The 13543-nt window shown below is 59.4% G+C and carries 12 protein-coding genes; 6 read left to right on the top strand and 6 right to left on the bottom strand.

The features are described from left to right. Positions 1 to 6: 6 nt before the first annotated feature. Complete coding sequence (locus AC3IUE_RS05915; protein ID WP_489266141.1) at positions 7 to 384, top strand: hypothetical protein; 378 nt, start codon at positions 7 to 9, stop codon at positions 382 to 384. 135 nt (positions 385 to 519) lie between these two features. On the opposite strand, the gene AC3IUE_RS05910 is transcribed toward AC3IUE_RS05915, so the two are convergent. Next, positions 520 to 729, bottom strand: coding sequence for a cold-shock protein (locus AC3IUE_RS05910; protein WP_008146705.1), 210 nt, complete (start codon positions 727 to 729; stop codon positions 520 to 522). 163 nt (positions 730 to 892) lie between these two features. On the opposite strand from AC3IUE_RS05910, the gene plsB reads away from it, so the two are divergent. The 3 genes from plsB to AC3IUE_RS05895 are packed head-to-tail and all read left to right on the top strand — an operon-like array spanning position 893 to position 4566. Next, positions 893 to 3397: a glycerol-3-phosphate 1-O-acyltransferase PlsB gene (plsB, locus tag AC3IUE_RS05905; RefSeq protein ID WP_489266138.1), complete on the top strand. Its 2505-nt coding sequence runs from the start codon at positions 893 to 895 to the stop codon at positions 3395 to 3397. A gap of 51 nt (positions 3398 to 3448) precedes the next feature. Continuing rightward, entirely contained in the window at positions 3449 to 3847 is a 399-nt protein-coding gene (locus AC3IUE_RS05900; RefSeq protein WP_489266136.1) for a YbaY family lipoprotein, read from the top strand. Between the two features lie 29 nt (positions 3848 to 3876). After that, a complete protein-coding gene (locus tag AC3IUE_RS05895; RefSeq protein ID WP_489266134.1) occupies positions 3877 to 4566 on the top strand; it encodes a DUF4197 domain-containing protein in 690 nt (229 codons plus the stop codon). A 125-nt stretch (positions 4567 to 4691) separates the two neighbouring features. Here the strand turns inward: AC3IUE_RS05895 and AC3IUE_RS05890 are convergent, their stop codons facing one another. From AC3IUE_RS05890 to AC3IUE_RS05880, 3 genes are all read right to left on the bottom strand, one after another. Beyond that, positions 4692 to 6038, bottom strand: a complete 1347-nt coding sequence (locus AC3IUE_RS05890) for a Fic family protein (RefSeq protein WP_489266132.1) — start codon at positions 6036 to 6038, stop codon at positions 4692 to 4694. A 96-nt stretch (positions 6039 to 6134) separates the two neighbouring features. Further along, complete coding sequence (locus AC3IUE_RS05885; protein ID WP_489266130.1) at positions 6135 to 9206, bottom strand: efflux RND transporter permease subunit; 3072 nt, start codon at positions 9204 to 9206, stop codon at positions 6135 to 6137. A 6-nt stretch (positions 9207 to 9212) separates the two neighbouring features. After that, positions 9213 to 10313 carry an efflux RND transporter periplasmic adaptor subunit gene (locus AC3IUE_RS05880; RefSeq protein WP_489266128.1) on the bottom strand — a complete coding sequence of 367 codons (1101 nt, stop codon included), beginning with the start codon at positions 10311 to 10313 and terminating at the stop codon, positions 9213 to 9215. Between the two features lie 93 nt (positions 10314 to 10406). On the opposite strand from AC3IUE_RS05880, the gene AC3IUE_RS05875 reads away from it, so the two are divergent. Next, on the top strand, positions 10407 to 11051 hold the full coding sequence (locus AC3IUE_RS05875) for a TetR/AcrR family transcriptional regulator (protein WP_489266126.1): 645 nt from the start codon (positions 10407 to 10409) through the stop codon (positions 11049 to 11051). Positions 11052 to 11169: 118 nt separating this feature from the next. On the opposite strand, the gene AC3IUE_RS05870 is transcribed toward AC3IUE_RS05875, so the two are convergent. Beyond that, a complete protein-coding gene (locus tag AC3IUE_RS05870) occupies positions 11170 to 11952 on the bottom strand; it encodes a class I SAM-dependent methyltransferase (protein WP_008146717.1) in 783 nt (260 codons plus the stop codon). 93 nt (positions 11953 to 12045) lie between these two features. Here AC3IUE_RS05870 and AC3IUE_RS05865 point away from each other — a divergent pair, with 93 nt between their 5' ends. Beyond that, the gene (locus tag AC3IUE_RS05865) at positions 12046 to 12666 is read left to right on the top strand and encodes a hypothetical protein (RefSeq protein WP_056739123.1); all 621 of its coding nucleotides are present in this window, start codon (positions 12046 to 12048) and stop codon (positions 12664 to 12666) included. Between the two features lie 49 nt (positions 12667 to 12715). Here AC3IUE_RS05865 and AC3IUE_RS05860 read toward each other — a convergent pair whose 3' ends face one another. Beyond that, positions 12716 to 13537, bottom strand: a complete 822-nt coding sequence (locus tag AC3IUE_RS05860) for an isocitrate lyase/PEP mutase family protein (RefSeq protein WP_056739121.1) — start codon at positions 13535 to 13537, stop codon at positions 12716 to 12718. Positions 13538 to 13543: the final 6 nt, after the last annotated feature.

Raw genomic sequence — 13543 nt, 5'->3', positions numbered from 1 at the left:
ACATCCATGCGCCAACCCGATATCGAGATTTACCTGAAAGACGCCGACGTCGACTACAAGGCCGTCGCGGCCTGGCTTGGCGCGGCTTTGGGCCCATGCACCGACTGGGTCCAGAAAGGCCAGACCTACAAGTGCAAGGCCGGCAACGTGTCGGTCACCTGGCTGCCGAAAGCCGTGGGCAAATGGAACAGCCTGTTCCTGGACAGCGACCAGACCCCGTGGGAAGACGACATCGCCTGCGCCCGCGCAGCCTTTGCCGCTCTGTCCGTTGAAGTGCGTTGCGCACCGGGGACGTGGGTCGAGGAAGAAGGTGAAGAGACAGCTGATCGCTGGATGCGCATTAGCGCCGATGGTGAAGAAGAGATCACCTGGAAAACTGTTTAAAACCAGTACACAAAACCTGTGGGAGCGAGCTTGCTCGCGATGGGGCCCTGTCAGCCAACATCAATGTTGAATGTCAGTCAGTCATCGCGAGCAAGCTCGCTCCCACAATGGTTTGTGGTGATCTGAAGATCGGGTTTACAAGCCTACAACGTCTTCAGCCTGCAAACCTTTCTCGCCAGTCACCACGCCGTATTCCACCTGCTGACCTTCAGCCAGCGAGCGATGCCCTTCGCCGCGAATCGCGCGGTAGTGCACGAACACGTCCACCCCGTCCTCGCGCTGAATAAAGCCGTAGCCCTTGGCGTCGTTAAACCACTTCACATTGCCGGTTTCGCGCGTAGCCATGTCAGTACCCCCTTGTTTTTATTTTGAACGGCCGAGTATATGACAGCCGCCAAAACTCTCAACTCACTTTACTTAGCCGCTTTTTTGCCGATTTTCGGCGAATACGGCACACTATCGGCCGCCCGAGCATTTGCTCGGTTTTATTCACTCACGCAGATGCCGTATGACCCGCTCCCCGTTCCGCCGTCTTGTGTTTGGCACCCTGCGCCGACTGCTCTACCTCTGGGTTCGCTCGGAGACGATCAATCAGTCGTCGTTCACCCTCAACCTCGACCGCAGCCGTCCGGTGTTCTACGTCCTGCAAAACCCTTCGCTGACCGACCTGGCCGTGGTCGATACCGAGTGCAGCAAGGCAGGTTTGCCCCGGCCGGTGTTGCCGGTATCGGTAGGTACATTGGTGGAGCCCGCCGCGTTCTTTTACCTGACGCCGGAGCCCGATTGGCTCGGCCGTCAGGATAAGCGTGGCGCGCCACCGACCTTGACTCGTCTGGTCAGCGCCCTGAGCCAAAATGCTGCCGAAGACGCGCAGATCATTCCGGTCAGCGTGTTCTGGGGTCAGTCACCAGACAGCGAATCGAGCCCGTGGAAGTTGCTCTTCGCCGACAGCTGGGCAGTCACCGGGCGTCTGCGTCGATTGCTGAGCATCATTGTGCTGGGGCGTAAAACCCGCGTGCAGTTTTCGGCACCCATTCACCTGCGCGAGCTGATCGACCACAACAAGGGCCACGAGCGCACCGTGCGCATGGCCCAGCGGATTCTGCGGGTGCACTTCCGCAACCTGAAAGCGGCGGTGATCGGTCCGGACATTTCCCACCGTCGCAATCTGGTCAAAGGCCTGCTGAATCAGCCACTGGTCAAGCAAGCGATCCTCGATGAAGCCGAGCGCGAGAACATCTCCCCGGAGAAAGCCAAGGCCCAGGCCCTGCGCTATGGCAACGAGATCGCCTCCGACTACACCTACACCGCGATCCGCTTCATGGAAGTGGTGCTGAGCTGGTTCTGGAACAAAATCTACGACGGCATCAAGGTCAACAACATCGAAGGCGTGCAAAAGGTCGCCCCGGGTTACGAAGTCATCTACGTACCCTGCCACCGCAGCCACATCGACTACCTGCTGCTGTCCTATTTGCTGTTTCGCAACGGCCTGACCCCGCCGCACATCGCCGCCGGGATCAACCTCAACATGCCGGGAATCGGCGGCCTGCTGCGTCGCGGCGGCGCGTTCTTCATGCGCCGCACCTTCAAGGGCAACCCGCTGTACACCTCGGTGTTCAACGAATACCTGCACACGTTGTTTACCAAAGGCTTCCCGGTGGAGTACTTCGTCGAGGGTGGCCGTTCGCGTACCGGGCGCATGCTGCAGCCGAAAACCGGGATGCTCGCGATTACCTTGCGCAGCTTCCTGCGCTCGTCGCGGATGCCGATCGTCTTCATCCCGGTCTACATCGGTTACGAGCGCGTGCTGGAAGGCCGGACCTACCTTGGCGAACTGCGTGGCGCGACCAAGAAGAAAGAATCGATCTTCGACATCTTCAAAGTCATCGGCGCGCTCAAGCAGCGCTTCGGCCAAGTGGCGGTGAACTTCGGCGAGCCGATCAAACTGGCGGAATTCCTCGACAACGAACAGCCGGACTGGCGTAAACAGGAACTCGGCCCGCAGTTCAAACCGGCCTGGCTCAACGAAACCACCAACCGCCTCGGCGAGAAAGTCGCGCAGCATCTGAACGAAGCGGCAGCGATCAACCCGGTCAACCTGGTGGCCCTGGCGTTGCTGTCCACCAGCCGTCTCGCGCTGGATGATCGCGCCATGGCGCGGGTGCTCGATCTGTACCTGGCGCTGCTGCGCAAGGTCCCGTATTCGCCGCACACCACCCTGCCGGAAGGTGACGGCCGCGCGTTGATCGAGCATGTGAAGGACATGGATCTGCTGTCCGAGCAGAGCGATGCCCTGGGCAAGATTCTGTACCTGGACGAGCAGAACGCCGTCCTGATGACCTACTACCGCAACAACGTTTTGCACATCTTCGCCTTGCCGGCGTTGCTGGCGAGCTTCTTCCAGAGCGCCTCGCGCATGAGCCGCGAACAGATCCTGCGCTACACCCGCGCGCTCTATCCGTACTTGCAATCGGAGTTGTTCATTCGCTGGTCGCTGGACGAGCTGGATGCGGTGATCGATCAATGGCTCGAAGCCTTCGTCGAGCAAGGTCTGCTGCGTTTTGAGAATGATGTCTACCTGCGTCCGGCACCGAGCTCGCGGCATTTCGTGCTGCTGACCCTGCTGTCGAAAAGCATCGCCCAGACCCTGCAACGTTTCTACATGACGGTCTCGCTGCTGCTCAACAGCGGTCAGAACAGCATCAGCGCCGAAGAGCTGGAAGACTTGTGCACGGTCATGGCCCAGCGCCTGTCGATCCTCCATGGCCTGAACGCCCCGGAGTTCTTCGACAAGAGCCTGTTCCGCCACTTCATCCAGACCATGCTGGATCTGGACGTGCTCAAGCGCGACGAGGCCGGCAAGCTGAGCTATCACGAACTGCTCGGCGAACTGGCCGAAGGCGCGGCCAAGCGAGTGTTGCCGGCAGAGATTCGCTTGTCGATCCGTCAGGTCGCGTTGCATCGCAGTGAAGATGCGGCGGATCAGGTCGCGGCTCCGACTCTATCCGACTAAATTCCTACGGGCGCCAGGCCTCTTCTGGCGCCTTCGATACGGAGATCTCCGATGAAAAAACTCCCTTTATTGGCCATGACCACCCTGCTGGGCGCCTGTCAGTCGATGCAACCTGCCGCCAAAACCAGCCTCGATGGCGAAGTCTTCTACTTGCAACGCATCGCCTTGCCGCCCAGCGCAACCTTGAGCGTCAGCTTGCAGGACGTTTCCCTTGCCGATGCGCCTGCCGTGATCCTTGGCGAACAGAAAGGCCCGGTCAAAGGCCAAGTGCCGCTGCCGTTTCATCTGAGTTACGATCCAGCGCAGGTCAAACCAGGCCATCGTTATTCGGTCAGCGCACGGATCGAAGTCAACGGCGGGCTGATGTTCATCACCACCGAACATCACGCCGTACAGCTTGATGGCAGCGATCCGCAGCCACTGAAAATCCGCGTCGACGCCGCTCGCTAACTCTCATTTTTTGAACAAAGGAAGCCGCCATGCTCCGCCCTACCCTTCGCTTCGCCGGCCTGTGCGCAGGCTTGATGATCTCCGCCAGTGCCCTGGCGCTGTCGCTCAACGACTTGTCGCAAAACGACGCCACCGGCGGCCTAAAGGATGCCCTGACTCAAGGTGCGCAACTGGCCGTGAAACAACTCGGCACGCCGGGTGGCTTCAGCAACAACCCGGATGTGAAAATCGAATTGCCGGGCAAACTGGGCAAAGTCGCCAGCAAGATGAAGCAGTTCGGCATGGGCGACCAGGTTGATCAGCTGGAAACCAGCATGAACAAAGCGGCTGAAACCGCCGTGACGCAAGCCCAGCCGATCCTGGTGGACGCGGTGAAGAAGATGAGCGTGGAGGATGCCAAGGGCATTCTCAGCGGCGGCAAGGACTCCGCCACTCAGTACCTGAGCAAAACCAGCCGCGAACAAATCCGCGTCAAGTTCCTGCCAATCGTCAAGCAAGCCACCGATCAGGTGGGCCTGGCCAAGCAGTACAACTCGTTCGCCGGACAAGCCGCGACGATGGGTGTGGTGGATGCGAAGAGCGCCAACATCGAAAGCTACGTGACCGAGCAGGCGTTGAACGGTCTGTTCGAGATGATTGGTAAACAGGAAGAAGCCATTCGCCAGAATCCTGCAGCCGCAGCGACCAGTTTGGCGAAGAAAGTCTTCGGTACGCTCTAAGCCTTAACACCGACCTTGTGGGAGCGAGCTTGCTCGCGATGAGGCCGTGTCAGTCGACATTAACTGTGGCTGATACACCGCCATCGTCGGAACGCCGCCCGGACCAAGCTCGCTCCCACATAGGGTCAAGCAGTCGATGCAGCCCGCAAAAAGAAGACCCACTCGCGCCCCATCTTCCGCTTCTCAAACACCTCCAATTCGACCAGCCCATTCAACGTGGCCGACGCGGTGTTGTAAGAACAGTCCAGATTCTCCTTCACATTGACCGCCGTAAACTCCTTGGCCATCCCGCTCTTGGCCACTTGGAATACGGCTCGCTGCTTCTCGGTCAAACGGTCAAAAAAACCGGACTCCAACAACCAGCGATCAAAGCTTTCGGCATACGCCAGACTTTTCCGATATGCCTCGGTAAAACCGCTGACAGCCCGCAGGATCACCGAGCATTGGAAGTCGATGAAATAAGTCAGGTCGAGGTCATCAGCCTCAGTGTTCAGATAAGACCGTCCGTATTTCACCGGCGCACTGCGCAGCAAAATGCTGATCGCAATGTAGCGAAAGGCAGAGAAGTCATTCTTGAACATGAACCAATAAAACAGCGCCCGCGCCACCCGGCCGTTGCCGTCGCGGAAAGGATGCTCATAGCCCAGTGCAAAATGCAGTGCGATGCCTTTGATCAGTGGATGAAGGTAATCCACTTGATCGGGGTCGTTGTGGGGCTGGTTGATCCACGTCGACAACACCCGCAATCGTGACACCAGCCCTGCTGCGGGCGGCGGTGTATGCGCGGTGTTGCCCTCGCCGTCCTGCACCACTACATCATCGTTGGCCCTGAACGCCCCCGGCGAATATTGCGTGTCATCAATGCCCTCGACACCCACCCGGTGCATGGCTGAAATCAGTTCGACACTCAGGGCGTCATAACGCTTTTCCCAGGCGAAATTCATCATCTTGAAGTTGCCGATCACCATTCGCTCATCCGGCGTGCGCGGCAGGCGATTGCGCTTGAGCATGTCCTTGGCCACGCGCGTGGTGGTCGCCGCGCCTTCGAGCTGGCTGCTGCTGATGGCTTCGTCTTCGATCAAATCGTTGAGCAGATAGCTGAAGTGCGCATGCTCACCAATCTGACTGGTCATGTACTCCAGCGCGGCCGTTGTGGCTTGTCGATCGACGGCGGAAATAGCTTTCTGCGCCAACGGCGTGAGCATGAATTTGCCCCATTGAAGCGGCTCGTCCAGTGGCAAAAGACTTGAGTACTGCGCAGTCCGGGCTTTCTTCACCAGCGCCCAGCACAGATTCGAATCCAGCCCCGGCGCCCAGCGGTAGCGCAACTCATCGAAAGGCAGATAGCGCCCCTGATCGTCCAGCGGCTTGAGCAAGGCAAGGTAGACCGAGAGGCGTTCCTTGTGGGGTGACTTCCCCAACAGGTCGAATACCGGGTCGGTCCGTCCTCTCAAAATCGGCGGCTTTTTCATTATTACTGTCTCAAAAACTCGTAAAACTGAGTCTTGAGTACAGCATTCCGATCCCTCTGACTCAATATCAGAGGGATCTGAAATACACGTAGGACGTTAGGCTGGGTCCTTTTTGATCCTGAACCACGCCGCATACAGCGCCGGCAGAAACAGCAATGTCAGCGCCGTTGCCACAATCAACCCGCCCATGATCGCCACCGCCATCGGACCGAAAAACACACTGCGCGACAGCGGAATCATCGCCAGCACCGCCGCGAGCGCAGTCAACACAATCGGCCGAAAGCGCCGCACCGTGGCTTCAATAATCGCCTGCCACGGCTTGAGCCCGGCGGCGATGTCCTGCTCGATCTGGTCCACCAGAATCACCGAGTTACGCATGATCATCCCGGACAACGCGATCGTCCCGAGCATGGCGACGAAACCGAATGGCTGACGGAACACCATCAGGAACAAGGTCACACCGATCAAACCCAAAGGCGCCGTCAGAAACACCATTACCGTGCGTGAGAAACTGCGCAGTTGCAGCATCAGTAATGTCAGCACCACCACGATGAAAAGCGGCACACCGGCCTTCACCGAATTCTGCCCGCGAGCCGAGTCTTCCACAGTGCCGCCGACTTCCAGCAAGTAGCCGTCGGGCAGTTCGGCGCGAATCGGATCGAGGGTCGGCATGATCTGCTTCACCAGCGTCGCCGGTTGTTCCTTGCCATAGATGTCGGCGCGGACCGTCACGTTCGGCAAGCGGTTACGGTGCCAGATGACGCCTTCTTCGAAGCCGTATTCCAGGGTCGCAATTTGCGACAACGCTACGCTGCGACCGTTGTCAGTCGGCACCGCCAGGCTTGGCAGCAATGACAGTTCGGTGCGTTCGTGCAACGTGCCGCGCAACAGAATCTCGATCAACTCGTTGTCTTCACGGTACTGGCTGACGCTGGAACCGGTCAGTGAACTTTGCAGGAACTTCGACAGGTTCGCGGTGCTCACGCCAAGCGCCCGGGCGCGGTCCTGATCGACGTTTAGATAAACGACTTTGCTCGGCTCTTCCCAATCCAGATGGACGTTGACCACATGCGGGTTCTCGCGAACCTTGGCGGCCACTTTACGGGCCAGCGCGCGGACTTCTTCGATGTGCTCACCGGTGACCCGGAACTGCATCGGATAGCCAACCGGCGGCCCGTTCTCCAGACGTGTCACCCGCGCGCGCAGGGCCGGGAATTGTTCCTTGAGGGCTTCGATCAGCCAGGTGCGCAGGATTTCGCGCTCCTCGATGGTTTTGGCCAGGACTACAAACTGCGCGAAGCTTGCTGCGGGAAGTTGTTGATCCAGCGGCAGGTAAAAACGTGGCGAACCGGTGCCCACATAAGCGACATAGTTGTCGATACCGGCGTGATCCTTGAGCAGTGCTTCGAGGCGTTTGACCTCATCGCGGGTGTTGCTCAACGAGGCGCCTTCCGCCAGTTTCAGATCGACCATCAACTCCAGACGACCCGATGCCGGGAAGAACTGTTGCGGCACAAAGCGAAACAGGATGACAGAACCGATAAACAACACGACCGTCAGGACAATGACCGTCTTGCGCCGCCGTACGCACCACTCCACCAGGCGTCTGACGCGCTGATAGAACGGCGTGCCGTAAGGGTCGGGCTGGCCGTCGCCGGTGCCATGTTTGGCTGCATGAATCTTCGCCAGATCCGGCAGGAGTTTTTCCCCCAGATAAGGCACAAACACAACGGCGGCAACCCACGAGGCCAGCAACGCGATGGTCACCACCTGGAAGATCGAACGGGTGTATTCGCCGGTTCCCGATTGCGCAGTGGCAATCGGCAGGAAGCCGGCGGCGGTGATCAGCGTACCGGTGAGCATCGGGAATGCGGTGCTGGTCCAGGCGTAACTGGCCGCCTTGATCCGGTCGAAGCCCTGCTCCATTTTGATCGCCATCATTTCCACGGCGATGATTGCGTCGTCCACCAACAAACCCAGCGCCAGCACCAACGCCCCGAGGGAAATCTTGTGCAGGCCGATTCCCAGGTAATACATGCAGGCGAACGTCATCGCCAATACCAAAGGAATCGCCAGCGCGACCACCATGCCGGTGCGCACACCGAGGGAGAAGAAGCTCACCAGCAGGACGATTGCCAGCGCTTCTACCAGCACCTGAACAAATTCACCGACACTGCTTTTCACGGCAGCGGGCTGGTCGGAGACCTTGCGCAGCTGCATACCGGCAGGGAGATTTTTCTGGATCCGGTCGAACTCGATTTCCAACGCCTTGCCCAGCACCAGAATGTCGCCACCGTCCTTCATGGCCACGGCCAGACCGATGGCGTTTTCCGCCATGAAGCGCATGCTCGGCGCCGGCGGATCGTTGAAACCCCGACGCACATCCGCCACATCGGCGATGCGGAACGTACGATCACCGACGCGGATCGGGAAGCTCTTGATCTCTTCGACCGTCTGAAAATTCCCCGTGACGCGTAGCTGCAAGCGCTCGCTGGAAGTCTCGAAGAACCCGGCGGTGGACACCGCGTTCTGCTCTTCAAGGGCCTGCTGCACCGCCGACAAAGGTAGACCGAGGGTGGCGAGCTTGACGTTGGAGAGTTCGATCCAGATCTTCTCGTCCTGTAACCCGAGCAGATCGACCTTGCCCACATCCTTGACCCGTTGCAGCTGAATCTGCACGCGGTCGGCGTAGTCCTTGAGCACCGCGTAATCAAAACCTTCGCCGGTCAGCGCGTAGATATTGCCAAACGTTGTGCCGAACTCATCATTGAAGAATGGCCCCTGGATGCCCGGTGGCAGGGTCTGACGAATGTCGCCGATCTTCTTGCGAACCTGATACCAGAGGTCCGGGATTTCCACCGAGTGCATGGAATCACGGGCGACGAACGTCACTTGTGATTCGCCCGGACGGGAGAACGAAACAATGCGTTCGTACTCGCCGGTTTCCATCAGTTTCTTTTCAATGCGCTCGGTGACCTGGCGCGATACCTCCTGCGCCGTGGCCCCCGGCCAGTTGGTCCGAATCACCATGGCCTTGAAGGTGAACGGCGGGTCTTCACTTTGGCCGAGTTTGGTGTAGGACAGTGCGCCGACAACTGCCAGCAAGAGCATCAGGAACAGTACGATCTGGCGATTACGCAACGCCCATTCGGAAAGATTGAAACCCATCGGGGATTACTCCTTGTCCGCCAGATTGACCACGCGGTTGGAGCGATCCACCGGACGCACCTGTTGTCCTTCAAGCAGCACATGGACGCCAGCGGCCACCACCCAGTCGCTGGCATTCAGGCCTTCGAGCACCGGTACGGTTTTCTCGCCGAAGGCACCGACACGTACCGGGGTTTTCTTCAGGGTGTTGTTGGCGTTGACGACCCAGACGTAGGTCGCACCGTTTTCCGCGGTCAACGCGGAAAGCGGCACCGACAGCGGCACCACATCGGAGGTTTGAACGAATACCCGGGCACTCTGGCCGAGTTCAGCGGGCACCTTGCCGGCGGTGAAGGCGATGCGGGCGGCAAAGGTGCGCGATTTTGGATCGGCAGCGGGCGACAGCTCACGGATGCGCCCGGCGAAACGTTGGTCGGGTTGGGTCCAGAGTTCGACTGATACTGGCTGACCGACCTTGAAGCGGCCAAAGCTCTGCTCCGGCAAGCTGATCAACACTTCGCGCTCGCCATCGGTGGCGAGGGTAAATACGGTTTGCCCCGCCGCCACCACTTGCCCGACTTCAACCGCGCGTTTAGCCACTACCCCATCCTGAGGCGCACGCAGCACGGCGTAACTGGCCTGATTGGTCGAAACGTTGAATTCGGCTTTGATTTGCTTGAGGCGCGCTTCACCGGATCGGTAAAGGTTTTCGGAATTGTCGTACTGCGAACGGCTGACCATCTGACGGTCCATCAGGGTCTTGTAGCGATCACGTTCGGCGCGCACCAGGCTCAGGTTGGCCTCGGCAGCGGCGACCTGGGCGCGGGTGGCTTCCAGTTGCAGGCGCACGTCCTGAGGATCGAGCTCCGCCAGAGGTTGGTCGGCCTTGACCCGCTGCCCCTCTTCGACCAGTCGTCGACTGACTTTACCGCCAATGCGAAACGCCAGGTCCGGCTCAAACCGCGCACGGACTTCACCGGGAAAACTTTCCATCGCCTGGGCCGATGGCTCTGGCTGCACGACCATGGCCGGGCGAACGGTGACTTGAGGCGCCTCTTCGTGACCACACGCAGACAATAAAAACGCCAGACTGACTGGCAACGCGAAGGGCAAGGCATAGCGGAACATGGTGAAGGACCTTTCGCTAATGGTGCTTGGAATAATTATACTGAGCAGTATGTTATTAATAGCAAACTAACCAGTCCAGTAATAAAAGCGCATATGCCTAACAATCTTTCAGTACCCAACGGCCCGGGCCGTCCCAAGGATCTGGCCAAGCGCCAGGCGATCCTCGATGCGGCGAAAACTCTGTTTCTGAGCAAGGGTTATGCGAATACCAGCATGGACGCCGTCGCGGCCGAGGCCGGCGTGTCGAAGTTGACGGTCTACAGCCATTTCAACGACAAGGAGACGCTGTTCTCCGCCGCCGTGATGGCCAAGTGCGAAGAGCAATTGCCGACGCTGTTTTTCGAATTGCCGGACGGCACTGCCGTAGAAACGGTGCTGTTGAACATCGCGCGTGGCTTTCATCAGCTGATCAACAGCGACGAATCGGTCAACCTGCATCGGCTGATGATGACGCTGGGCAGCCAGGATCCGAAACTCTCGCTGATCTTCTTCGAGGCCGGGCCTGAGCGCATGCTGCATGGCATGGAGCGGTTGCTGATCAAGGTTGATCAGAGCGGCGCGTTGAGCATCGACAAACCGCGCAATGCAGCCGAGCACTTCTTCTGTCTGCTCAAGGGGGCGGGGAATTTCAGGTTGCTTTATGGCTGTGGCGAGCCGCTGACCGGGGATGCGGCCGAGAGCCATGTTCAGGAAGTGGTGGCGTTGTTTATGCGGGCCTATCGGCCAGAGACAGCCTGATAGGTTTCGGTTGTCTGATCTGGCCCCTTCGCGAGCAGGCTCGCTCCCACACTGGATCTATGCAACACCGTAGATCTCCAGTGGGAGCGAGCCTGCTCGCGAAGGGAGCGACTCGGTCTTAAGGCTTGAGCGCTTTCTTCGGATAAATATCATACCGGCTGGATTTACCATCCAGCGCATGACTCGGCTTCGGCCCTTCGATGCATGGCGCCTTGCGCGGGCGTTTGACCACCACTCGATGGCTGGCCAACGCCAACGCGGCTTCGAGCAATGCAGGCGCATCGGGGTCATCGCCTACCAGCGGCCGGAACAGGCGCATTTCCTTCTTCACCAAGGCCGTTTTCTCACGATGGGGAAACATCGGGTCGAGGTAGATCACCTGCGGCGGCTCGCCTTCCCAATTGCGCATCACCTCGATCGAATTGCCCTTGAGCAAGCGCATCCGCGCCACGATTGGCGCCACCTCAAAGTCTTCCGCGCCGCGTGCCAGACCATCTTCAAGCAACGCGCCAATCAGCGGCTGACGCTCGATCAGGCTCATCTCGCAGCCCAGGCTCGCCAGCACGAACGCATCTTTGCCCAGCCCCGCCGTGGCATCCAGCACACGCGGACGCACGCCTTGGGCAACTCCGACAGCCTTGGCGATCATCTGACCGCTACCGCCGCCATACAAGCGGCGATGGGCCGCACCGCCCTCGACAAAGTCCACCCGCACCGGCCCCGGCGCGTCCGGGCCCAGTTGCTGCAGCTGCAACCCCTGGTCGCCGACCTGCAAGGCAAACTCACCGTCATCCACCTGCATCGGCAAACCCAGGCGCTCGGCCCATTGTTCGGCCTGTGGCTGAAAAGTCGCGGCCAAGGCCTCGACATGGATGCGGCAGGCCGCAGGTTGCTCAATCATGAGAAAACACGCTCAAAAAATTAATGATCGGCAAAAACGGCCGATAACAAAACTATCGAGCATTTTGCCAGAGCTGAGCGTCGACCGAGAGAAATGTCAGACATTCAACGCACATCGATAGGCTACATCTCGCCCCACGGCGATTTTGGTCTACGAAACTCCCAAGCACTGAGCGGCGTCAGTCACCTGTGGCAGGATTTCTTTGCCCAGGCCCTGGCCGATCAGTCGGGCGATGTCGTACCGGCTTCTCTCAACTTTCCACCGGTCGATCTCGACAGCCCGGTCGAACCCACCGTTGGCAGCGAACTGCTGGCGCACATCATTTCCCAGCGCGAATGCGATGTGAAAGAAACCGAGGTCCGCCCGCCCGAGCCATTGTTCCTGCCGATTGCCGAGTTCGAAATGGACCTGGCCGACAAACCTTTCCCACCGTTCCCGGCACAAGAAATCGTCGCTCAACAGAAGCAACAGGACTTCGAAAGCCGCTGGGTCCGCCCGATCGTGCTCACTGCCGGTCAACCGCTGCCAGAGCCTGGCGCGGCACCGCAACCGCGTCCACTGCACCTGCCGATCGCGGAGTTCGAACTCGATCTGCTGGACAAGCCATTCCCGCCGTTCTCGCCCGAAGAGCGGGTGGAGCAACAGAAACAACTCGATTTCGATAACGGCTGGGCTCGCCCGATCGTCCTGCAAAACCTGCGCATCGCCGCCTGACTTTCAATAACAAGCCCTCAGCGACACACCCACCACCGAAACCGCATCGTCAGCCTTTGAACAATTGATTGGCCTGGGCGTACGGCATGGATCGCGATGTGAAGCCGAACGTGCCCGACGTCTTGATCTCTTCGGCAGCGCGGAAAAACTCGCCATACGCTGCCAAGGCCAGCGCCGAACCGACGCTGATGCGTTTGACGCCCATTTCGCTCAACTGCTCGACCGTCAATTTCAGTCCGCCAGACATCAACACATTCACCGGTTTCGGTGCCACGGCACGGACCACCGCCAACACATCTTCAGCACTACGCAGACCCGGCGCGTACAACACGTCGGCACCTGCCTCGGCAAACGCCTGCAAACGGCGAATGGTATCGGCGAGATCAGGATTGCCGTGCAGAAAGTTCTCCGCGCGAGCGGTCAACATAAAGGGAAACGGCAAGCTGCGAGCCGCTGCCACGGCAGCCTCAATGCGCGCGACAGCATGCTCGAAGCAGTAGATCGGCGCTCCTTCACGGCCCGTGGCATCTTCGATCGAGCCGCCGACAGCGCCGGCCTCTGCCGCACGCAAAATACTCTGTGCGCATTCCGCTGGATCGTCAGCGAAGCCGTTTTCCAGATCGACGGCGACGGGCAGTTCAGTTGCCGCAACAATCGCCCGAACGTTTGCCAGTGTGTCGTCCAGCGTCAGCGCGCCATCGGGGCGGGCGTTGGAAAAGGCGTAACCGGCACTGGTGGTCGCCAGCGCTTCGAAACCAAGGCTGGCGAGCATTTTCGCCGAGCCGGCGTCCCAAGGGTTGGGAATGACAAAAGCCCCCGCGCGTTCGTGCAGTGCTTTGAACGCTTGGGCTCGAAGGGTTTGCGCATCCATTGGCAG

Source organism: Pseudomonas sp. GL_093 (genome assembly GCF_057837605.1).
This window is presented reverse-complemented; position numbering and strand designations above follow the sequence as displayed.